At 39.0% G+C, this 20,779-nt stretch carries 23 protein-coding genes and 2 pseudogenes; 18 read left to right on the top strand and 7 right to left on the bottom strand.

The genetic code is table 11. The features are described 5' to 3' along the window. Positions 1-54: 54 nt before the first annotated feature. The 3 genes from PARC_RS16790 to PARC_RS16780 all read right to left on the bottom strand — a co-directional run bounded on the left by PARC_RS16790 (position 55) and on the right by PARC_RS16780 (position 2,798). Positions 55-426: a hypothetical protein gene (locus PARC_RS16790; RefSeq protein WP_002959634.1), complete on the bottom strand. Its 372-nt coding sequence runs from the start codon at positions 424-426 to the stop codon at positions 55-57. Further along, positions 426-2,045, bottom strand: coding sequence for a S41 family peptidase (locus PARC_RS16785; RefSeq protein ID WP_010555393.1), 1,620 nt, complete (start codon positions 2,043-2,045; stop codon positions 426-428). Before PARC_RS16785 ends, PARC_RS16790 begins: the two co-directional genes overlap by 1 nt. Before the next feature lie 99 nt (positions 2,046-2,144). Then, positions 2,145-2,798 carry an endonuclease gene (locus PARC_RS16780; RefSeq protein ID WP_033012759.1) on the bottom strand — a complete coding sequence of 218 codons (654 nt, stop codon included), beginning with the start codon at positions 2,796-2,798 and terminating at the stop codon, positions 2,145-2,147. A gap of 231 nt (positions 2,799-3,029) precedes the next feature. Here PARC_RS16780 and PARC_RS16775 point away from each other — a divergent pair, with 231 nt between their 5' ends. Together PARC_RS16775 and PARC_RS16770 are read left to right on the top strand one after the other, a co-directional pair. Further along, positions 3,030-3,998, top strand: coding sequence for a DnaJ C-terminal domain-containing protein (locus PARC_RS16775; RefSeq protein WP_033012758.1), 969 nt, complete (start codon positions 3,030-3,032; stop codon positions 3,996-3,998). Then, positions 3,998-4,318, top strand: a complete 321-nt coding sequence (locus PARC_RS16770) for a chaperone modulator CbpM (RefSeq protein ID WP_007584937.1) — start codon at positions 3,998-4,000, stop codon at positions 4,316-4,318. The genes PARC_RS16775 and PARC_RS16770 overlap by 1 nt, the downstream gene beginning before the upstream one ends. 75 nt (positions 4,319-4,393) lie before the next feature. Here the strand turns inward: PARC_RS16770 and PARC_RS16765 are convergent, their stop codons facing one another. Then, positions 4,394-5,119, bottom strand: a complete 726-nt coding sequence (locus tag PARC_RS16765; protein ID WP_010555396.1) for a membrane protein — start codon at positions 5,117-5,119, stop codon at positions 4,394-4,396. A 313-nt stretch (positions 5,120-5,432) separates the two neighbouring features. Between PARC_RS16765 and PARC_RS16760 the strand changes: the two genes are divergently transcribed. Beyond that, entirely contained in the window at positions 5,433-5,813 is a 381-nt protein-coding gene (locus tag PARC_RS16760; protein ID WP_033012756.1) for a hypothetical protein, read from the top strand. Here PARC_RS16760 and PARC_RS16755 read toward each other — a convergent pair whose 3' ends face one another. Beyond that, positions 5,814-6,254 carry a PaaI family thioesterase gene (locus PARC_RS16755; protein ID WP_007584940.1) on the bottom strand — a complete coding sequence of 147 codons (441 nt, stop codon included), beginning with the start codon at positions 6,252-6,254 and terminating at the stop codon, positions 5,814-5,816. Positions 6,255-6,421: 167 nt separating this feature from the next. On the opposite strand from PARC_RS16755, the gene lexA reads away from it, so the two are divergent. From lexA to PARC_RS16730, 5 genes are all read left to right on the top strand, one after another. Beyond that, positions 6,422-7,039, top strand: a complete 618-nt coding sequence (gene lexA, locus PARC_RS16750) for a transcriptional repressor LexA (protein ID WP_007584941.1) — start codon at positions 6,422-6,424, stop codon at positions 7,037-7,039. 483 nt (positions 7,040-7,522) lie between these two features. After that, positions 7,523-8,665: a cytochrome c oxidase subunit II gene (gene coxB, locus PARC_RS16745; RefSeq protein ID WP_010555398.1), complete on the top strand. Its 1,143-nt coding sequence runs from the start codon at positions 7,523-7,525 to the stop codon at positions 8,663-8,665. Beyond that, on the top strand, positions 8,665-10,257 hold the full coding sequence (ctaD, locus tag PARC_RS16740) for a cytochrome c oxidase subunit I (protein ID WP_007584944.1): 1,593 nt from the start codon (positions 8,665-8,667) through the stop codon (positions 10,255-10,257). The genes coxB and ctaD overlap by 1 nt, the downstream gene beginning before the upstream one ends. After that, positions 10,257-10,787 carry a cytochrome c oxidase assembly protein gene (locus PARC_RS16735; protein WP_010555399.1) on the top strand — a complete coding sequence of 177 codons (531 nt, stop codon included), beginning with the start codon at positions 10,257-10,259 and terminating at the stop codon, positions 10,785-10,787. The genes ctaD and PARC_RS16735 overlap by 1 nt, the downstream gene beginning before the upstream one ends. A gap of 35 nt (positions 10,788-10,822) precedes the next feature. Continuing rightward, entirely contained in the window at positions 10,823-11,698 is an 876-nt protein-coding gene (locus PARC_RS16730; RefSeq protein WP_002959610.1) for a cytochrome c oxidase subunit 3, read from the top strand. On the opposite strand, the gene PARC_RS21970 is transcribed toward PARC_RS16730, so the two are convergent. After that, positions 11,601-11,909, bottom strand: a complete 309-nt coding sequence (locus PARC_RS21970; protein WP_076916441.1) for a DUF2909 family protein — start codon at positions 11,907-11,909, stop codon at positions 11,601-11,603. The two genes, PARC_RS16730 and PARC_RS21970, sit on opposite strands and share 98 nt — an antisense overlap. A 14-nt stretch (positions 11,910-11,923) precedes the next feature. Here PARC_RS21970 and PARC_RS16720 point away from each other — a divergent pair, with 14 nt between their 5' ends. From PARC_RS16720 to PARC_RS16685, 8 genes and pseudogenes are all read left to right on the top strand, one after another. Further along, positions 11,924-12,664 (top strand): SURF1 family protein, encoded by a 741-nt coding sequence (locus PARC_RS16720; RefSeq protein WP_010555401.1) that lies wholly within the window; start codon positions 11,924-11,926, stop codon positions 12,662-12,664. After that, complete coding sequence (locus PARC_RS16715) at positions 12,654-13,148, top strand: hypothetical protein (protein WP_007584950.1); 495 nt, start codon at positions 12,654-12,656, stop codon at positions 13,146-13,148. Before PARC_RS16720 ends, PARC_RS16715 begins: the two co-directional genes overlap by 11 nt. Before the next feature lie 28 nt (positions 13,149-13,176). Further along, on the top strand, positions 13,177-14,175 hold the full coding sequence (locus tag PARC_RS16710; protein WP_010555402.1) for a COX15/CtaA family protein: 999 nt from the start codon (positions 13,177-13,179) through the stop codon (positions 14,173-14,175). A gap of 12 nt (positions 14,176-14,187) precedes the next feature. Further along, positions 14,188-15,117, top strand: a complete 930-nt coding sequence (gene cyoE, locus PARC_RS16705; protein ID WP_002959598.1) for a heme o synthase — start codon at positions 14,188-14,190, stop codon at positions 15,115-15,117. Then, positions 15,114-15,731 (top strand): SCO family protein, encoded by a 618-nt coding sequence (locus tag PARC_RS16700; protein ID WP_010555403.1) that lies wholly within the window; start codon positions 15,114-15,116, stop codon positions 15,729-15,731. The genes cyoE and PARC_RS16700 overlap by 4 nt, the downstream gene beginning before the upstream one ends. Positions 15,732-15,883: 152 nt before the next feature. Then, the gene (locus tag PARC_RS16695) at positions 15,884-16,156 is read left to right on the top strand and encodes an STAS domain-containing protein (RefSeq protein WP_002959595.1); all 273 of its coding nucleotides are present in this window, start codon (positions 15,884-15,886) and stop codon (positions 16,154-16,156) included. Positions 16,157-16,164: 8 nt separating this feature from the next. Further along, the gene (locus PARC_RS16690) at positions 16,165-16,527 is read left to right on the top strand and encodes a response regulator (protein WP_007584956.1); all 363 of its coding nucleotides are present in this window, start codon (positions 16,165-16,167) and stop codon (positions 16,525-16,527) included. A 10-nt stretch (positions 16,528-16,537) separates the two neighbouring features. Next, a pseudogene (locus tag PARC_RS16685) lies at positions 16,538-18,262 on the top strand (chemotaxis protein CheA); the annotation flags it as partial. A gap of 35 nt (positions 18,263-18,297) precedes the next feature. Here PARC_RS16685 and PARC_RS16680 read toward each other — a convergent pair. Then, a protein-coding gene (locus PARC_RS16680; RefSeq protein WP_096058066.1) for an IS3 family transposase occupies positions 18,298-19,844 on the bottom strand; the annotation gives its coding sequence in 2 pieces (ribosomal slippage) (positions 18,298-19,385 and positions 19,385-19,844; 1,548 coding nt in all). 53 nt (positions 19,845-19,897) lie between these two features. On the opposite strand from PARC_RS16680, the pseudogene PARC_RS16675 reads away from it, so the two are divergent. Then, positions 19,898-20,269 (top strand): annotated as a pseudogene (locus PARC_RS16675) (chemotaxis protein CheW); the annotation flags it as partial. Then, positions 20,266-20,751 carry a chemotaxis protein CheW gene (locus PARC_RS16670; RefSeq protein WP_010554954.1) on the top strand — a complete coding sequence of 162 codons (486 nt, stop codon included), beginning with the start codon at positions 20,266-20,268 and terminating at the stop codon, positions 20,749-20,751. The pseudogene PARC_RS16675 and the gene PARC_RS16670, both read left to right, overlap by 4 nt. Positions 20,752-20,779: the final 28 nt, after the last annotated feature.

Below are 20,779 nucleotides of genomic sequence, written 5' to 3'. Positions count from 1 at the left end.
GCAGCGATATGCTGCGCGCCTTTTTTATTAATTTATAAACATTAATAAAGTGCCTTATAACTCTTTACAGGTAACACCTTCAAGTACTGTAGTAAGCTCTTTTTTAGGATAGTAAAGCTCGCATTGGTTATTACGTAGTTGCAAAATAAACTTCTCAGATTTTATATTATGCGCGCCCATAATTACTCTGCCATCAGACCCTTTACTCATTGCATGATCAATTAGCAGTTCGCTACGTTTAGTAAATACCGAATCGGCAAGTGTTACTAATGTGCCTCCCTTAGCTTGTTGAATTGCCTGTTGTAGTGTTGTAATAACGCTGGGATTAACGCTCGTTAATATAGCGGGTTTAGCAGGCTCACTATCTACACTTTGGCATCCGCCTAAAGCGAGCAAGGTGGCTAATGGGAGTAATAATTTAGCCATTACCTTTCCTCACCCAGCGTTGGCCAAGTTAAGTCCATATTACGCTGGGTAAATTGTACCGGCATATTTAAAGGAATGAGAGATTCACGAGAGCTTGAAAAATTAGCTGGCTCTGCTTTTGCAGCAGCCGTTCTAACTGGACAACTGCCATTTTCAACATGAAATAATGCGGTGGCTAAAACGGCCTCGTCACTGTCGCCTAACTGATGATCAAAGTCGTCCTCAATTTCACAACCTTGAACATCAGCATCAAATTGTGGAGTAGGGGTTGGTGTAAAACCCGCAGCGTATTCGCCAAATCCTTTGCTATTTACGCCACTAAACTGAATAGTGTAATAGGTTGTTGCGCAGTTATGAGTTGGGGTAAAGCCATAGGGCTTACCGCAGGTTGTGTCGCCAATTAAAATAACTTCTGCGTCTATACCTTTTAAACCATTAATAAAAGCTTCTGATGCCGAACAGGTGCCTGATGTGCTTAATACATAAACCTTTGATAGGTTTAAATCAGGTAGGTTTTCACCTGTGCTAAAAAAAGTAGAGTAATCTATTTCTTCATCAATAAATGGGAAGGGCGAATCAACGGGTTGTTTATCGTTTTGTTGAGTTTGATAATAAAAGCGGTTGTTAACGTTGGCATTACCGGCAACCATATAAGCTAATTGTGCCGACAGTGCTAATAAACCACCACCGTTATATCTAAAGTCGATTACAAGCTCATCAATACCATCGGTTTTAAACTTATTTACCGCATCAATAAGCCCTTCTTGGGCAATGCTTATATGGCTATTAAATTGCATGTAACCCACGCTTGAACCATTTGCGGTTGTAATCGTTTTAACATTTTGAACAGGTGTTTGTTCAATATTACCAGCGGTTACATTAAATGTTTTTTCGGCGCCATCGTTACTGCGTACAACAATAGTATGTGAGTCGCCGTTAGTAGGACTAAATAAACCTTCGTTAAGCGTATCTACACCCGACTCTGTATTGGTATTAATGCTAACACCGTCAACTGAAAGTACGGTATCACCACGTTGAAAGCCTATTTGGCTTGCAGGCGAATCATCTTCAAGATAAGCAACGCGTAAAATACGATCGGCTGTATCGCCAATAAACGCCCAATTTATACCGTAACCAGAAGTAACGCCCGATTGCGCTTCTTGAAAGTAATCTTCAGTAGGTTCTGAAAAATGAAAGTTATCTTTTTTTGCACCTGAGTCGGTAAGCTGCTCTGTTTTTAATTGGGCAAAATAATCGGTTACTGTGGCGAAGCTTTCAGGGTCGTTATCGGCAATCTCATCATACCAAAGGTATGTTTCGTCGCTCCAAGAGCGAAGCCAAAGCTTTTCATAAAGGGCAGAACCCGCTTGATCTGGGTAGGGGTTGTTGTTATTAAAGGGATCGTTACCCGTACGAGGGGTTTCGCAAAAGTTTTTTAAATCGTTAGAGGGCTCAAATACCGCCGCTGTCCATGTTGGGCTGCTACTAACAGGTGTTGTAACTATAGGCGTGGTAACTACAGGAGCAGAGTCGATACCGCCTCCGCCGCCACAACCCGTTAAAGCAAAGCCCGAAAGTGCTGCAAAAATGGCAAGCGAGGTTTTATTATTTTTAAACATAGTTAAGGACTTTCTGTAAATAAGTTGTTTAAAATATTACAACACTCGCTCGTTTATTCAACATTTATAACTTTGATTTATGTAAATGAGTGTTAAAGCTTAGAGCTTGCTCGCACTACTTGTATCTGCAAATGCTTGCTTTTTCCACGCATTAAATAACTTTTGCTGTTTATCAGAGATTTTTAAACCGTATGTTTTTTGCATGTAAGCGTAAGTGTCGGCTATACGTTTACGTGCATAGACAGGCGGTTCAACTACACGTTGCTTAAAGTTTACTTTTACTTCGCAACGACCATACTGTGTGGCGTTTTCGCTAAGCATGCCAAAACGATAATTAGAGCGATCGGCATTAATTTCGCCAATAGCTGGCGCTAAGTTATTTATATCAGCTTCCATTTTTCTAAATTTAGCACTTACTTTACGGCAGTTTTTACGTCCGCCATCTTGCCAACATTGTAGCTGATGACCAAATTCCCACGCCGGAACAATATGTTCCCACTCAATGCGTAGTGCTCGCACATTTACTTTGCCTGAGCGGGTAAGTGTATTTCGAGGAATGTAACCACAGTTAGAAGGATCAGGAATGAGTTTTTTGCCTTCTTTTTTAATATCACAACCGCAGTAAATACTTTTGGCGTTGTCAGGGAGGGTTTTAATTAAATGTCTTTTAGCCGTTGAAAAACGGGTAAATTGTTCGGCTGATACCGAAACGCACACACAACAAGCCAGTAAGGCCAGAATAAATCGAGTCATATCCATCACAAATGTGAACTACAGGAACAGGCAGTTTAAAGCCTTGAAGATAAAAGATAAAGTTAACTTAAGGCCTGCACTTATATTACTAAAAAGTGTCCGATTAATTTTTTATTCAAAGTTATTTTCACTATTCATTTATTTCTTACTATTTATCGTATTTTAACCACACAAGATTATACGTTAAGGAGTATGCTTAAAGCTTACTCAATATGGGGATTTGGATTGCAAATGAAATTTGTTGATTATTATGCAGTGCTTGGAATATCGCCTGATGCAGACGATAAAGCGGTTAAAGTAGCTTATAAAAAGTTAGCCAGAAAATATCACCCAGATGTAAGCAAAGAGCCTCAAGCAGAAGATAAGTTTAAAGAAATAGCAGAAGCTTACGAAGTCATTCATAACAAAGAAGAACGCACTAAATACGACGAGTTACGTCGTCATCAACAAAATCGTGCTCGTCAACAGCAAGGTAATTATGGTGGTAACAATGCCTCATCGCAAAGTAATTATCAGCAAAGCGATCCTCAAACCGATCAAGAGTTTTCTGATTTTGTTAATTCAATGTTTGGCGGCGCCGGTGGATTCAATCGTTCCGGGCAGGGCAGAAGTAACGCCGCTCGCGCGCAAAAAGGACAAGATGTGGAAATAGAGTTCCCGATTTTTCTTGAAGAGACTTTAGTTGATACCGTTAAGCCTGTTGAGTTTATATTACCGCAGCGAGATAGTAGTGGTCGTGTCTCTGAAATTAAAAAATCACTTAAAGTGAAAATTCCCGCAGGTTCAGTAAATGGCGAACGAATTCGACTAAAAGGGCAAGGCGGATTAGGGTCAGCGAACGGGCAAAATGGCGATTTGTACTTACAAATTAGTTTAGTGCCCCACCCATTATTTGATGTTGAAGGTCATAACCTAAATATAGTCGTCCCTCTTGCACCATGGGAAGCGGCTCTTGGTACAAAAATAAATTTACCTACGTTGGCAGGCAAAATCCAATTAACTATTCCATCTAATAGTCAGTCTGGCCAACGCTTGCGTATTAAAGGCAAGGGATTAATGAGTAAAAAAGCCAAAGGTGATTTATTTGCTGTGCTTAAAATTGTTAATCCAACATCTGTTGATGATACCAGTAAAAAACTTTGGGAAGAATTAGCCGAAAAAGCTCACTTTGATCCCCGTAATAACTGGAGCAAGCCATAATGCAAATTATCGTGACACAAAAAGATGATTTACTTACTAGCAAAGAGCTATGTTTGAGTAGTGATATTAGCGAAGCAATTTTATATGAGCTAGTTGAGCACAATATTGCGGTTCCAATTGAGGGGAAGCATGTTACGCAGTGGCAATTTACGGTATCTGCAGTGACCTTAGTTAAAAAAGCGGCCCGTATTCAACATGACTTTTCGTTAGATTGGTCGGCAATAGCTTTAGTTTTACAATTGCTGGATGAGCGTGATGAGTTGATTTTCGAAAACGAAATGTTAAAGCGACATTTGAGTCGATTTAAACACTTGGAATAAAATCTGCCCTTGGGTACTTCCTAGGGCTTATTTACTCTTTGGTGAGAGTGCGCTAGTTCTTAAAAACCAATATGACTACTTTGATTTATTCTTACTTTTAATTCGGATAAATCGTTTTAGTCGTATGTTTTGCATAAGTAGTAATATTCCACTTAGGCAAAAAAGTACGCTGGTTGCTGCAAAACTAATAAGCAGCGGATTATTAAAATCCTCTCGCTCATCGTAATCCATAATATGTAACATCCAAAAAAAGTCGAAAATTCGCCATAGTGTGCTGCGAACGGTGACAACTCTGCCGTTATTTTCTGACAAATACAGTGTTGTGTTAAATGTGTCGTCAAATTGTACCTGCCAAACATTGGTTTTATATCCAACTTCTCGCATACCTTGCTTTAGCAGTACAGCGCTTGTCACTTGAGCATCAATAAGTAAGTGTGCTTTAGCATTTGCGGTAATTTGTATTTTAGTTGGCGGCTCAAAAGGCCGGCCTGTTATACCGTTAAAGCTTTGCTGTTCATCTTTATTTATTACTGTAATTATAGGTGTGGTTAAAAAGTTCTCAAAAATTATTTGTGCTGGATTAACCACCTGAGATGCAATATCGTTAAGGGAGGCAACATAATCAGCCTGCGTAAATGGGTTATTAAGAGTACGTGTTGCAAGATGCTCCCCATGAACTTTATCAAGAGGAATAGCGCTCATGACTAAACCGCCTAATAGCCAAGCTAAAATTTGTAATGTGAGCAAATAACCGAGCCATTTATGTAACTTGCGAGCATACTTAAATATTTTTTTATTCATGTTTTAGTCTTATTATTTTTAGAGGCTAGTTTATTACATTAATGGGATTAGTTACTGCGACATTTTGTCGCAGTTTAAACTATAGCTTACTGTAATCATTTAAAAATAAAAAAGATTACACTTAAATTGCTAACATGACTTATTTGTTTAATTGAGCTGAGTGTTTGATATCCAGCTAGCTTTAAACGCTAAAAAATACTTAAAAGCTGCGAAATATCCATATAAAGTGGTTAATAGAGCATAGTTGATTTGGTATAACGGTAAAACTGCGTTAAAGTTTGCAATGAAATTATTAGAGGATAAATACGAAACGATGTCGGAAATTCAATTTTTAAATGTAGATCTTGAGCTTGAATCAAAGCAAGATATTAGTTTGCTAGTGGCAGACTTGAAAAAAGTCGCGACGATTTTACATTATGACAAAGACGAATACCGTCAATTAGCGCGTATTGAAGCAACAGGTGTAGTAAACACGCCTGACAAAGCAATAAACCATATATGTGAGCTTGTTGAATCGTGTTCGCGTAACGCGCTAAAGCAATGGTTAAGCTGTTCACGTAGAACGTTTGATATTGGTTTTGAATCAGGCACTTCCCCTAAGTGCTTTAATCAAGCCTTAGATGCAGACACATTACTACGTATATCTGCGATTGGTGCGGGTATGGAAATTACAATTTACCCAATCGAAAAGTAACTACCTTCGCTCTACGACTGCTGCGGTCATTTTTGATACGCAGCACAGCTCATTGCGGCTATTTGTAATTTTTATTTCCCACACTGAACTACGTTTGCCAATATGAAACGCTCTTGCCGTTGCTGTTAAAGTGCCGTTGCGAGATGCTTTTAAATGACTTGCGCTAATTTCCTGCCCCACGCAGTAAAATTTTGTAAAATCGACAACAAAGTTAGCTGCATAGCTGGCAACTGTTTCGGCAAGTACAACGTTAGCACCGCCGTGAACCATTCCCATTGGGTTATGATGCTCAGGAATTGCCGGCATAGTGGCTACTAAGTAATCATCACCAATTTCAGTGACTTCTATTCCCATGGTTTTCATTAATGTTCCTTGGCCATCAATGCCTTGTTCTAACTGCTTGCACAGCTCTAAAGTGATGGGCTGGTACCAAATACTCATAATGACTCCTTTGCTTTTTTAATCATTTATAAACCTAGCTTTAGTTATATCCCTAAAATGTACACAAGTGAAATTACTTTGGCTATTTTAAGGCTTAATTTAAATTTGCGATTTTTATTTAACTGTATATACTCACAGTTAAATGTACTGTATGGAAAACCAGTTGTATGCGACCATTAACGAACCGCCAAGCTCAAATACTCGAACTAATTAAAGTTTTTATTAAAGACACTGGTATGCCTCCTACACGTGCTGAAATAGCGCAAACATTAGGTTTTAAAAGTGCCAATGCTGCTGAAGAACATTTAAAAGCACTTGCTAAAAAAGGCGCAATTAAAATGAAACCAGGTGCAAGCCGTGGTATTCAGTTAATTGAAGAAGAAGAGCCAGAACAATTAGGTTTACCGCTTATAGGGCGTGTTGCTGCTGGTTCACCTATTTTGGCGCAAGAGCACGTTGAAAGTCACTGCAAAATCGATCCATTAATGTTTAAACCGGCTGCAGATTTTTTACTACGCGTTAACGGTATGAGCATGAAAGATATTGGTATTATGGATGGTGATTTACTTGCTGTACATCGTACTCAAACCGCTGAAAACGGGCAAGTTGTTGTTGCCCGCCTAGACGAAGACGTAACTGTAAAACGTCTTGAGAAAGCGGGTCGTAAAGTATTACTTCATGCTGAAAACGACGATTTTGAATCTATTGAAGTAGATCTTGAGAATGAGTCTTTTAATATTGAAGGCTTAGCCGTTGGCGTTATAAGAAACGCTGATTGGATGTGACTTTAAAAATAGCTTTTAAACAAGCAGTTTTATAAATGCGTACTAATTAGTACGCATTTTCTGTTTTAAATTCGCACTAAAAATAGGGCATAAATAGCTCACTGACAATTTAAGCTGTAAACTTTTTTGCACTTATATTTTCCCCCTCCGAATGCGTTAAACCCCTTTGTTTTGCTCATCTTTTGAACTTCCTGTTACCTAGTTGGTTACTGATTTTTTATTAATTACTCAATATCACCTGATTGTTTTTTATACTAAAACTTGCTTGTTGTTCATTTTTTAGCTAATTATTAATGTGCTGAGCTAATAATAACTCACAGCTTTTTAGTTTTGAGAACACACAATATACACAAACCCGTTGTTGGCGCAGCAAAACCAATCAATATTAAATGAGATTGACTAAAAAAATAAAAATAACGAATTGGCGTTTAAGCCGTATGCCTCTTCGCTTTGCATTAGCAATAGCATCAAAGGAGCCGTCACATGGGTAAACTGACCTCTACCTTGTGGCTTATATTATGTGTTTTTTCGCACCCAGTTTTGGCTAACAGCCAATACAATATGCGCAAAGGCGTAACCGATATAAGCAATAATGTATATCAGCTGCACATGACCATATTTATAATATGTTGTGTGATTGGGGTGATAGTGTTCGCAATTATGTTTTGGGCACTTATTCATCACCGTAAATCTAAAGGGGCTGTACCTGCCCAATTTCACGAAAGCACTAAAGTAGAAATACTTTGGACTGCAATTCCGTTTGTTATTTTAATTGCTATGGCAGTACCAGCCACTAAAACCCTAATTGCAATGGAAGATGCCAGCAAAGCTGATCTCACTATTAAAATTACAGGCTCGCAATGGAAATGGCATTATGAATATATGGGTGAAGATGTAGAGTTCTACTCTATTTTATCTACCCCGCAAGATGAAATAGCGAATCTTGCAGATAAAAATCCTAACTACTTACTTGAGGTTGATAAACCTCTCGTACTGCCAATAAATCAAAAAGTACGATTTTTAATGACTTCTGATGATGTTATTCACTCTTGGTGGGTACCTGATTTTGCAGTTAAAAAAGATGCGAATCCCGGCTTTATAAACGAAACATGGACGAACATAAACGAAGAAGGTACTTACCGAGGCCAATGTGCTGAGTTGTGTGGTAAAGATCATGGCTTTATGCCCGTTGTGGTGGTCGCTAAATCTGAGGCTGATTTTAAAACATGGCTTGCAGATGCAAAGCAGGCTAAACAAAAAGCAGCATTAGCAGATGCTGCACTGCTTGATCAAACGCTTCCCAAAGAAGAGTTAATGACTTTAGGTGAGCAAGTTTATATGGCTAGCTGCGCGGCGTGCCATCAACCTACAGGTATGGGATTACCAGGTGTTTTTCCTGCGCTAAAAGGCAGCCCTATAGTGCTTGGCGATATAAAAGATCACATTGATGTAGTTATCCATGGGCGACCCGGTACGGCAATGCAAGCTTTTGCCAAGCAGTTATCTATAAAGCAATTAGCTGCGGTTATTACTTATAAGCGTAATGCGTGGGGTAATGATACGGGTGATGTTATTCAACCGAGTCAAATACAGGCAGCACTTGATGCCAAAGTGGAGGCGAACTAATGAGTAGCATAGTAGAACAACCTAACGCCAATGAAGCTCATCATGCTCATCACCCAGCTAAGGGTTTTAAACGCTGGCTTTACACAACTAATCATAAAGATATAGGTAGTTTATATTTAATTTTTTCGCTGACCATGTTCTTAATTGGTGGTGGAATGGCCATGGTGATCAGAGCTGAATTATTTCAACCAGGTTTACAGTTGGTCGATCCTCACTTTTTTAATCAAATGACCACAGTGCATGGTTTAATTATGGTGTTTGGTGCGGTTATGCCGGCCTTTACAGGCCTTGCTAACTGGATGATACCACTCATGATTGGCGCGCCAGATATGGCATTGCCAAGAATGAATAACTGGAGCTTTTGGATTTTACCGTTTGCGTTTTTAATCCTATTGGCATCGTTATTTATGCCTGGTGGGGGTCCTGCATTTGGTTGGACTTTTTATGCACCACTGTCTACAACATACAGTAATGATAATACTGCATTGTTTGTATTTGCCGTACATATTATGGGGATTAGTTCAATAATGGGCGCAATCAATGTGATTGTAACCATAGTGAACTTACGTGCCCCAGGCATGACATGGATGAAGTTGCCCTTATTTGTATGGACGTGGTTAATTACTGCCTTTTTATTAATAGCGGTAATGCCAGTGCTTGCAGGGGCTGTCACTATGGTACTTACCGATAAGTATTTTGCGACCAGCTTTTTTGATGCCGCAGGCGGTGGCGACCCGGTGATGTTCCAACACATTTTTTGGTTTTTTGGTCATCCCGAAGTATACATAATGATTCTTCCTGCCTTTGGCATTATATCTACAATAGTACCTACCTTTTCTCGTAAAAAACTTTTTGGCTATGCCTCAATGGTATACGCCACATCCTCCATAGCACTATTGAGCTTTATTGTATGGGCTCATCATATGTTTACCACTGGGATGCCGGTCGCTGGCGAGTTGTTTTTTATGTACGCGACCATGCTTATATCGGTACCTACAGGAGTAAAAGTATTTAATTGGGTTGCCACAATGTGGAAAGGCTCAATAACTTTTGAAGTGCCAATGCTTTTTAGTATTGCGTTTATTGTGCTGTTTACCTTAGGTGGCTTTTCGGGGTTGATGCTGGCAATTACACCTGCTGACTTTCAGTACCACGATACTTATTTTGTAGTGGCGCATTTTCATTATGTATTAGTAACAGGGGCTGTATTTTCGATAATGGCGGGGGCCTATTACTGGCTGCCCAAGTGGACGGGCAATATGTTTAATATCACGCTAGCTAAATGGCATTTTTGGCTATCGCTGGTGAGTGTGAACGTATTGTTTTTTCCTATGCATTTTGTAGGGCTTGCCGGTATGCCGCGTCGAATTCCCGATTATGCACTTCAATTTGCCGACTTTAACGCAATCATAAGTATTGGTGGATTTGCCTTTGGTTTATCGCAATTGTTGTTTGTAGCTGTGGTAATTAAATGCGCGCGTGGCGGTGATAAGGTGCCTGCAAAAGTATGGGAAGGGGCAGAAGGGCTTGAGTGGGAAGTTGACTCTCCAGCGCCATATCATACTTTTTCTACGCCGCCGGTAATTAAGTAATGACACACGCACCGCTACTCAAACGTTTGGTACTTATTTGCATAGGCATGTTTGCCTTTGCCTTTGCTTTAGTACCTTTGTATGACGTGTTTTGTGATGTAACAGGGCTTAATGGGAAGCCTTCGCTTGAGCAAGCAGAGCAAAGCACACAAATAGTACAAAACCGAGAAGTCGGCGTTAGCTTTACTACTCACGCACAAAGTGGTGCACCGTTTGAAGTCAAATCAAAAGAATACAGTGTAGAGGTCAAACCCGGTGCAATGCGTGAAGTAATGTTTAGTGCTAAAAATAACAGCAACCTAGATAAAGTAATGCAGGCTGTACCATCAGTCTCGCCAGGTAAAGCGGCAAAGTATTTACATAAAATAGCCTGTTTTTGCTTTGATCAGCAACCTCTAAAAGCAGGGGAAGAACTTGAATTTAAATTACTTTTTTATGTTGATACCGCACTGCCAAGCGATATTGAAGAATTAACTTTATCTTATACCGTATTTGATATTAGTGAACAGCTGGTGGCAAGTAACAACTAGCTTTTTAAACTAGTGTGAAACTAGGAGTAAATAAAATGAATCAAGAATATGAGCATTATTACGTACCTGAGCAAAGCCCATGGCCTATTGTAGGTGCTGTTGCATTGTTTTTTATTGCAGTAGGGGCAGGCTTGACTGTTATGAGTGTAGGTAAAGAAGGTGGTAGCGGGGTTTATCTGCTTTATGCCGGTATTGCTGTACTTGTGTATATGTTGTTTAGCTGGTTTAAAAATGTAATTAGTGAGTCGGACCAAGGTTTGTACTCAGCACAAATGGATCGCTCTTTTAGACAAGGTATGAGCTGGTTTATTTTTTCTGAAGTTATGTTTTTTATGGCCTTTTTTGGTGCGCTTTTTTATGCACGCGTATTGTCGGTACCTTGGCTTGGAGGCGCAGGCAATAATGCAATGACTAACGAGGTTTTATGGCCAACTTTCGAAGCTGTTTGGCCGCTAGTTTCAACACCTGCTGGCGAAACTACTCAAGCTATGGGCTGGCAAGGCTTGCCGCTTATAAATACCTTAATACTGCTTACTTCCTCAGTTACTTTACATTTTGCCCACGTAGCGATGGAAAACAATAAACGCACTCCACTTAAAGTTTTTTTAGGCGCTACTATTTTATTGGGCGTTTGCTTTTTAGGGCTGCAAGTTGAGGAGTACATGCATGCATATAATGACCTTAACCTAACGCTAGATGCGGGCATTTACGGTAATACGTTCTTTTTATTGACTGGTTTTCATGGCATGCATGTAACGCTAGGAACGGTACTTTTATTTGTAATATTTTTACGGATATTAAAAGGGCACTTTACTAAAGATAAGCATTTTGCTTTTCAAGCAGCTGCTTGGTATTGGCACTTTGTTGATGTGGTGTGGCTGTGTTTGTTTGTATTTGTATATGTGCTGTAGCGTTTATTGGCGAATTATTTGCTTTAATAAAACCAAGTTTAAGCGCTGCAATAACAACAACTAAAACAACGACCGAAAACAATACGCGACGACCTAAAAAGTGAGACATAGGTCGTCCCCCAGTTTTCCCTGACACCATAATAAACAATGCTCTAAATAAGTTAAAAAGTATAAATATTAACAACAGTACGATAATAATTTTAATAATCACTGAGTTGACCCTTTATGCAGTTAGTTTTATGGCACAAACAAAAGCTTAGCTCACTAATCACACTTTGTATGGTTGTGGTTGTTGTACTTGTGTGTGTTCGACTAGGATTTTGGCAGTTGGAGCGGGGTGAGCAAAAACAGCAGCAATTAACCGCTATTGCTAAGCAACAGACTCGTGGTGTGATGAGCTGGTCTCAATTACTTAACCTGCCTGATAGCTGGAACAAAACAGGTGTATTGGTTGAGTTAAAAGGGCGGTTTGTACAAAACCAATATTGGCTTTTAGATAATCAAGTTTATAACGGGCAAGTAGGGTACGACCTACTTGCTTTACTAAAGCCAGACAGCGAAGAAAAAGTGATTTTAGTTAATTTAGGATGGGTAAAAGCACCTATATCTAGAGATACACTGCCAAAGGTTACTCTGCCTACAGGTGTTTTTATTCTTAAAGCGCAAATAAAAGAAAATAACTTAAGTAGCTTTACGCTTGAAGATAAAACTACAAATAACGACTTACCTACAAGAATCCAATCTATCGACTTGAATATGCTGAGCACTCAAAGCCAGCAATCATTAATTCATTTTATGGCTTACAGACAAGGTACTGGTGATGAGATTGCAACACCTCATTATGAGGCCGTTGTTATGAGCCCTCAAAAGCATAATGCCTACGCTGTGCAATGGTTTTTAATTGCTATTGCATGTGCTGTTGTGGCTATTTTTGCGAGTAAAAAAAGGACACATAATGAAAAATAATCCCCTTGTGTTGTTTGTGGGTTGCTGCGCAATCCCATTAATTTTGGCATATGGCGCATTAAAGTTTGATTGGTTGCCTACTGCAATTACTAATAATGGCGAGTTTTTAAGCCAAGAAATAAAACTTAAAAATTGGCCGCAAAATAATCCCAAGCAATGGACTATCGCACTTAATTATTCAAACGAATGTAACACCCCATGCAGCGAACAACTCAATGCACTTAATAATTTATATGTGGCACTTGGTAAAAACCAAGGCAAGGTTGATATGGCTGTAATGGGAAGTCCCGACAATAAAAATCTACCATGGAAAATTATTACCGAGCAACAGAGTTTAAATCCTGCAAGTTTGTATTTAATTGATCATATGGGGTTAGTGGTACTTGAATATCCCTTTAAGGTCGAGCCACAAGAAAACCGTTTAGTACAAAAAGGGTTATTAAAAGATCTAAAAAAATTACTTAACTATTCTCGTTCTAGCTAACTAAGTTGAGCTTAAGTTGGAGTATCTGATGTATAAAAATTATAAAAATTATAAAAACTTAGTATTAATAACAGGATTACTCGCTTTGATTGTAGTTGCTTTAGGTGCGTACACCCGCTTAAGTGATGCAGGTTTAGGGTGCCCCGATTGGCCTGGTTGTTATGGCTTTTTAACGGTACCTAAGCATGAGGCTGACATAGCCTTAGCAACTCAAAGCTACCCCGATATGATGTTCGAAACCGCAAAAGCGTGGAAAGAAATGATTCATCGCTACTTTGCAGGTGCTTTAGGCTTACTTATTTTAGGTTTATTTGTGTTGGCTTTTTTAAAACGCCAATATCCAACTACGCCAGTTAAATTGCCTTTGGCTTTACTTCTACTAGTGGTGTTTCAGGCTGCTCTTGGTATGTGGACAGTAACCATGAACCTTCAGCCGCTTATTGTAATGGGCCACTTATTAGGTGGCTTTAGTATTTTGTCACTTATAACGCTTTTATATTTACGGCTAACCGCAAAACCTATTATGGGTGGCGATAGCGGCGCAAAACGCTATTTCGGTTTAAGTTTAGTAGCGCTCAGTGTATTAATTATCCAAATTGCACTTGGTGGTTGGCTGGCTGCAAATTACGCCGCTCCACATTGTAGTGGTTTGCCATTGTGTAATTACGCACAACCGTTTTCATTGAGTAGCGTATTTCAATTACCACTTGAGCACAGTAATTATGAGTTTGGTGTGTTATCGCAGCAAGCGCGTATGTCTATTCATTTATTACATCGCATTTGGGCACTCGTTACTTGCATTGTTCTGGCGTTAATTATGTGGAAAATATACAGCCAAGCGTACTCTAAAAAAATTAAAAATTGCGTTGTGAGTGTATTACTTGTTCTGCTTTGCCAAATTAGCTTAGGGCTTATTTTAGTACATTGGCATATTCCGTTGGGAGTTGCACTGGCGCATAACTTGATGGCAGCCATACTGTTATTAAGCATGGTTAGGTTGTGTTATTACCTAAAATCACGCACATAAAGGGGAAATATGATGGCACTTATAATTGATAAAAAAATACTGCTACCCGTTAATACTCAATCGCTAATTTCGCGTACACATAGTTTGCTGCAAGACTACTTAGCAATTAGTAAATTTAAAGTGGTAGCTATGCTGGTGCTAACAGCTTGGGTTGGTTTAGCGCTGGCTCCCGATGTAGGGCGCGGTATGGTCGTACAGTTTATTAGCTTGTTAGGTATAGGGCTACTTTCTGCTGCTGCAGCGGTTATTAATCATGTGGTTGATAGCGAGATAGACTCAAAAATGGCGCGGACTCGTCATCGCCCTGTGGCTAAAGGGCGTTTAAGTAAAACACATGCGCTTAGTTTTGCAGCTGTTATTGGGGTTGCTGGTTTTATTATGCTGATGGTGTGGGCTAATACCTTAACCGCTATATTAACGTTATTTGCATTGGTAGGTTATGCATTTGTTTATACATCATTTTTAAAGCGTGCAACGCCGCAAAATATTGTTATAGGTGGGTTGGCTGGCGCAATGCCTCCATTATTAGGTTGGGTGTCAGAAACAAACCAAATGGCAGCAGCCCCTTGGTTACTCGTAATGATAATATTTACCTGGACCCCACCACACTTTTGGGCGCTGGCTATAGCACGAAAAAGTGATTATGAACGCGCTAAAATCCCTATGTTACCAGTAACCCATGGTATCGATTTTTGTAAAACGTGCGTCGTTGCTTACTCTGTTTTACTCGCTGTTGTTTGCGTATTACCTTATTTAATCGGTATGTCTGGATTAATCTATTTGATAGGTGCATGTGTATTAAATGCCGTGTTTATATATAAGGCGGTCAATTTAAAAATTGCTGGAAATGATGAGACTGCAATGGACTTATTTCGTTTTTCGATTATTCATTTAATGGTACTCTTTGTAATCTTATTTATAGATAAATGGCTCCCTTTATGAAGCAGTTATGGCTTGGATTAATTGTTATTTTAGTTTCGTTTTTATCAGCATGTTCAAATGAAAATAGTCCACCAGATGTAGATGCATTAGTTTACGAAAATGCAAAGCCACTGTCTGATTTTACGCTAAACGATCAGCGCGGCGAATTAGTGACTAAGCAACAATTTTTAGGACAGTGGAATTTAGTATTTTTAGGCTACACAAGCTGCCCAGATATTTGTCCATTAACACTTGCTAAGTTAAATGCTGTTTATAAAAATTTACAAGCAGATTATCCGCTACAAGTTTGGTTTTTATCGGTTGATCCAAAACGCGATACACCAGCTAAACGAAAGCAATATATAGATTACTTTAACCCAGACTTTTTAGCTGTGTCGGGAGAGCATAAACACCTTTTTCCTGTTGTTCGAGAGCTTGGTTTAATTTACGCCATTAGCGATAGTAGTGAATCAGAATATGCTGTTGATCATAGTGCCTCGGTCGCTATGGTTGATCAAAATGGAGCCGTTAGAGCTATTTTTAAACCAGAATTTAAACAAGGTAATGTGCCATTAATTAATGCGACGACTTTAACGCAAGAGTTTAAAAAAATAGCTGATTACTATAAAAACTAGTTTTTTACTTTTTACCAATTTTAAAGGAGCTTTAGGCTCCTTTTTTTGTATTTTAACGACAGGTTAAATTTAATTAAGCATTTTATGGCAATTTTAATAACTAGGGCTAAGCTTTTGTTATGAATTGAATTGACAGGGAATGCACTTACTAAATGCTAAAACTTCCGAGCGAACTTGCTATTACGCAAGTTGAAACACTACATCAAGACTTACTACACGAACTCAATAGCAACGATGATATCTGTCTTGATATTAACGATGTGATTTCTGCTGATACTGCCTCAATTCAACTTTTATGCGCCTTACAAAAACACCTACTTACTATACAGCACAAAATAATATGGGTAGGCAGTAGCGAGGCCTTAACGCATACAATTAATAAACTTGGCTTAAGCCAATACTTAACAACCGAAAGTAAAAGTTAGGGGTATATATGAAAAGAATTTTAGCGGTTGATGATTCAGCATCGATGCGTCAAATGGTGAGCTTTACATTAAAAACGGCCGGGTTTGATGTAACCGAAGCTAAGGATGGCAGTGAAGCTCTCGCTATTGCCAAGCAACAAGACTTTGATGCCGTGATCTCAGATGTAAACATGCCAATAATGGATGGAATTACATTAATACGAGAGCTGCGTACTTTACCTAGTTATAAATTTACACCACTACTGATGCTTACTACAGAGTCGGGCTTAGAAAAAAAGATAGAGGGTAAAGCTGCTGGTGCAACAGGTTGGATTGTAAAACCATTTAATCCCGATCAGCTACTAGCGGTAATTAAAAAAGTTATTCGCTAAGGAGCGCAGTGTGAGTATAGATTTAAGTCAATTTTTTGAAGTTTTCTTTGAAGAGAGTTTTGAAGGCCTAGATACCATGGAGGCTGAGTTATTAAACTTAGTGCCAGGTGAGGAAGATTTAGAAACTATCAACACTATTTTTAGAGCTGCTCACTCAATAAAAGGAGGCAGTGGCACTTTTGGTTTTAGCTCCGTTGCTGACTTTACTCATGTACTTGAAACACTACTGGATCAAATTCGCCAAGGTGAACGAGAGCTTAGTACCGAGCATGTCAATTTATTACTCAAAGCTGTGGATTGCTTGCGCGCTTTACTTGCTGCACTTCAAGGTGAGCAAGAGCCAGATTTAACCGAGGCAGATTTGTTAAAAGTACAATTTGAACATGTACTTGGAATGAAAAACGAAACACAAGAAAATAAACCTCAAAGCTGTGAAGAGCAAACAAGTAGTAACACCTATCAAATAGACTTTAAACCCCATCATCATTTATTTAAAACAGGAAACGAGCCACTGTATATGATCAGTGAGCTTGAAGAGCTAGGTGAGTTAGAAACCACAGTATTTTACGATGAAGTTCCAGAAATCACCGATTTAAGTAGTGATGAATGCTTTTTACATTGGCGCTTTTTTTTAGATACTAGCCATGATGAAAAAGCCATAAAAGAAGTATTTGAATGGGTAGAAGACGATGCCGACATAAAAATTGAATTATGCGGAGGCTTATTTGGCAATGATGAGCAAATACAACCTAATCAAGGTGAGATATCTAAAGCTGTTGAGCTTGAAACATCCGATTTAATAAAAGTAGCTGAGCTACCTAGTAAGCCAAAGCAACCCGCTGCTAATAAAGATAAAAAACCTGCAAGTACACCAGAGTCTACCTCCATTCGAGTTGGTATTGATAAAGTTGATTCGTTAATAAATATGGTAGGTGAACTTGTTATTACACAAGCGATGCTCAATCAGCTTAGCGAACAAGAAATCACACCAGCCACAATCACTTTACTACAAGAAGGTCTAGCGCAACTTGCCCATAATACGCGTGATTTACAAGAAAATGTGATGCGCATTCGTATGCTGCCAATAAACTTTGTATTTAGTCGTTTTCCTCGATTAGTGCGAGATATAGCGCAAAAACTAAATAAGCAAGTTGAGCTAAAGTTGATTGGAGAGCAAACCGAGCTTGATAAAACAGTAATGGAAAAAATATCCGATCCTATGGTGCATTTAGTGAGGAACTCACTTGATCATGGATTAGAGACTGTTGAGCAAAGACTGGCGGCAGGTAAAGATCCCGTTGGCACAGTAACCTTAAATGCATTTCATCAGGGTGGAAACATTGTTATTGAAATAATGGATGATGGGCAGGGGTTAAATACAAAAAAAATAAAAGAAAAAGCCATCGCTAACGAATTAATCTCAGTTGATAACCATCTCAGTGACGATGAAATAAATGAGCTTATTTTTATGCCCGGCTTTTCGACAGTGGATGAGGTAAGTGACTTATCTGGTCGTGGAGTTGGGATGGATGTAGTTAAGCGAAATATTCAATCATTAAATGGCTCAGTGGAAGTAACCTCAGCGCCCGGTGTTGGTTCTACGTTTACTATTAGATTACCACTTACTCTCGCTATTTTAGATGGGCAATTAGTTAAGGTGGCTCAGCATACTTATATTATCCCGCTCATTTCTATTGTGGAATCTCTGCAAATTGATATTGCTAAAGTGAGTCGGAGTTTTTCAAGTTAGTTGTCGCATCAAATTAAATTTTATGCCGCCCGCATTGCTTCTTTTTTCTCTGGATTTAAATTTACTTCATTGATCATCGTCCAATCTCGAGACTTTCCTGACCAACGACTTGGATTCTGTAATTTCGCCATCTCATTTACCTGATGACGTTTCGCTAGTATCGCTTCATCTAATCCTAAATGACGCTGGTTTGGCGTGACAAATTTAATACCGCTGTGCAAGTGCTCATCGTTGTACCAATCAACAAATCCGCTAACCCACTTTCTTGCGCTACCCATGCTTTCAAAGGCTTTCTCAGGGTATTCCGGGCGATACTTTAACGTCTTAAATAGCGATTCAGAATAAGGATTATCATTACTCACAGACGGTCGGCTAAATGAAGGAACAATACCTAACTCCTGCAATGTCGCTAATAACGTTGCCCCTTTCATTGGACTGCCATTATCCGAGTGCAACGTGACTTGCTCAGGCTTTACCTGCTCTCGCCTGCAAATATCTACCATTAAATCAGCCGCCAGTGTGCTTAGTTGTGTGTCATGAACCTGCCAACCAACTATTCTTCGACTATAAATATCCATCACTAAATATAAGTATAAAAACTGACCTTTAACAGCTGTTGGCAAATACGTGATATCCCATGTATAAATTTCGTTTACACGTGTTGCCCTGAGTGCTTTTGGCTTTTTTATCTTTTTATTTGGTTTAACTTTTTCTCTGTGTGTTAATAATTTATGCGATTTCATAACACGATAGAACGAACTTTCTGATGCTATCCACACACCTTTATCCAATAGTTTAGGGACTATCTTGCTGGGTGGTAAATGTCCATATTCTATTGAATTAACAGTCTTAATTATACGCTGTTGCTCTAATTCAGTTAGCCTGTTAGGTGGTCGCTTTATCGTACTTGTTCGCTTATCTGTCATATCATCAGCTTCAATCCAGCGTTGAATTGTTCTTGCCGTTAGACCAAGTAACTCACATGCTTTTTCTTGCCTTGCCCCTGATTTCTGCGCGTCGGTAATGAGCTTTATCAATTCATGACGCTCAGTTGAGCTGGTTAATCGTCCTCGTTGAAACCCCAGAGCGCATCGGCTTTTTTTTTGAGTACGAGTAAGGCGGCTGTTTCTGCTAACGCTTTGTCTTTACGATTAAGCTCTTTTTGAAGCTGCTTAATTTCTTGTTTGAGCTGTTTACTGTCTGATTTTACGGGCTTCGTTGAAGGCCCTTTAGCAAAATCTTGCTTCCATTGTTTAATATGATGCGGGTAAAGCCCCTTAGCACGGCAATATTCATTAAGAGCTGCTTCATCTAAACTCGCACATTCAATAATGGCGTTAAGCCTTTCTTCTAAGCTCCAGTCATGAGGGCGTTTTTCTGTTGTCATGTGACTACCATTATTTTTAGTTTCAAGTTCATGGTTTTTAGCAAGCGCGATCCATCGTTGCAAGGTTGAATAACCGATGCCTAAATCAAGCGCAATATCTTCTAGGCGAACATCATCACATTGAGATAATGCTTTTTCAACAGCTTGAACTTTAAATTCTTGTGTAAATCGACGTCTCATTTTATCTGCCTCTATTAAAAGTTAGAGGCGACAACTATCCTGACACAGGGGGGAGTCGAGTGGGTAAAAACCTTGATGTATTGAGGCTTCGGGACGAATACATTCCTATTTTAAGGCTCTACGATATTTTTAATCATAAAAATGCCATTGAATCACTCGATAAAACGCTGCTTGTTGTTGTAGAAACAGATAACCAAAAGGTGGGTTTATTAGTTGATGATTTACTGTCTCAACAACAGGTTGTTATTAAAAGTTTAGAGGCTAACTATCATAAAGTTGATGGCGTATCGGGAGCTACTATTTTAGGCGATGGGCGTGTATCGCTGATTGTGGACATTAGCGGCTTAATAAAGCTCTCAGGTTTAAAAAAACCAGGTAGCCAAGAATTAACGATTGAAACGCAAGCCACTTTGGAGGCGTTATGAGCTCAGAGCAAAGCCAGTTTAGTAATCAATTAAATCTTCAGCAACAGCAAGATGTAAAACAGTTTTTAACTTTTATTATGGCTGATGAAGAATACGGCGTTGATATTTTAACAGTACAAGAAATTCGCAGTTGGGAAGAAATTACAGTACTGCCCAATGCGCCTGAATTTGTAAAAGGCGTTATTAATTTACGTGGAACAATAGTGCCAATTATTGATTTACGGTTGCGCTTTGGATTACCAAGTGTCGACTATGGGCCATTAACGGTAGTTATCGTTGTCAAAATAGAATTTGAACTAGGTAGTAAAATTATAGGTGTTGCTGTTGATGCCGTTTCTGATGTTTACAGTATTGCGGAGCAAGATGCGAAAGCGGTTCCTAGCTTATCTGAGTCGAATAATTGTGAATATGTAGCTGGGTTGGTGAATGTTGGTGAAAAAATGGTAGCGCTAATTGACCTGCAAAAAACAATGAATATTTAGCAAACAGAAACTAAATAAATAATAAACT

Origin of the sequence: Pseudoalteromonas arctica A 37-1-2 (assembly GCF_000238395.3) — a bacterium.
Lineage (GTDB): Bacteria > Pseudomonadota > Gammaproteobacteria > Enterobacterales > Alteromonadaceae > Pseudoalteromonas > Pseudoalteromonas arctica.
Note: the sequence above shows the minus strand (reverse complement) of the source record. Positions and strands in the feature narration are given on the sequence as shown.

Coding starts and splice junctions, on each gene's coding strand:
- PARC_RS16730 (WP_002959610.1), top strand. CDS start 10,823: ATGAATCAAGAATATGAGCATTATTACGTACCTGAGCAAAGCCCATGG.
- PARC_RS16755 (WP_007584940.1), bottom strand. CDS start 6,254: ATGAGTATTTGGTACCAGCCCATCACTTTAGAGCTGTGCAAGCAGTTA.
- PARC_RS16715 (WP_007584950.1), top strand. CDS start 12,654: ATGAAAAATAATCCCCTTGTGTTGTTTGTGGGTTGCTGCGCAATCCCA.
- PARC_RS16670 (WP_010554954.1), top strand. CDS start 20,266: ATGAGCTCAGAGCAAAGCCAGTTTAGTAATCAATTAAATCTTCAGCAA.
- PARC_RS16785 (WP_010555393.1), bottom strand. CDS start 2,045: ATGTTTAAAAATAATAAAACCTCGCTTGCCATTTTTGCAGCACTTTCG.
- coxB (WP_010555398.1), top strand. CDS start 7,523: ATGGGTAAACTGACCTCTACCTTGTGGCTTATATTATGTGTTTTTTCG.
- PARC_RS16765 (WP_010555396.1), bottom strand. CDS start 5,119: ATGAATAAAAAAATATTTAAGTATGCTCGCAAGTTACATAAATGGCTC.
- ctaD (WP_007584944.1), top strand. CDS start 8,665: ATGAGTAGCATAGTAGAACAACCTAACGCCAATGAAGCTCATCATGCT.
- PARC_RS16710 (WP_010555402.1), top strand. CDS start 13,177: ATGTATAAAAATTATAAAAATTATAAAAACTTAGTATTAATAACAGGA.
- PARC_RS16790 (WP_002959634.1), bottom strand. CDS start 426: ATGGCTAAATTATTACTCCCATTAGCCACCTTGCTCGCTTTAGGCGGA.
- cyoE (WP_002959598.1), top strand. CDS start 14,188: ATGGCACTTATAATTGATAAAAAAATACTGCTACCCGTTAATACTCAA.
- PARC_RS16760 (WP_033012756.1), top strand. CDS start 5,433: ATGTCGGAAATTCAATTTTTAAATGTAGATCTTGAGCTTGAATCAAAG.
- PARC_RS16695 (WP_002959595.1), top strand. CDS start 15,884: ATGCTAAAACTTCCGAGCGAACTTGCTATTACGCAAGTTGAAACACTA.
- lexA (WP_007584941.1), top strand. CDS start 6,422: ATGCGACCATTAACGAACCGCCAAGCTCAAATACTCGAACTAATTAAA.
- PARC_RS16775 (WP_033012758.1), top strand. CDS start 3,030: ATGAAATTTGTTGATTATTATGCAGTGCTTGGAATATCGCCTGATGCA.
- PARC_RS16720 (WP_010555401.1), top strand. CDS start 11,924: ATGCAGTTAGTTTTATGGCACAAACAAAAGCTTAGCTCACTAATCACA.
- PARC_RS16780 (WP_033012759.1), bottom strand. CDS start 2,798: ATGACTCGATTTATTCTGGCCTTACTGGCTTGTTGTGTGTGCGTTTCG.
- PARC_RS16700 (WP_010555403.1), top strand. CDS start 15,114: ATGAAGCAGTTATGGCTTGGATTAATTGTTATTTTAGTTTCGTTTTTA.
- PARC_RS16770 (WP_007584937.1), top strand. CDS start 3,998: ATGCAAATTATCGTGACACAAAAAGATGATTTACTTACTAGCAAAGAG.
- PARC_RS16690 (WP_007584956.1), top strand. CDS start 16,165: ATGAAAAGAATTTTAGCGGTTGATGATTCAGCATCGATGCGTCAAATG.
- PARC_RS16735 (WP_010555399.1), top strand. CDS start 10,257: ATGACACACGCACCGCTACTCAAACGTTTGGTACTTATTTGCATAGGC.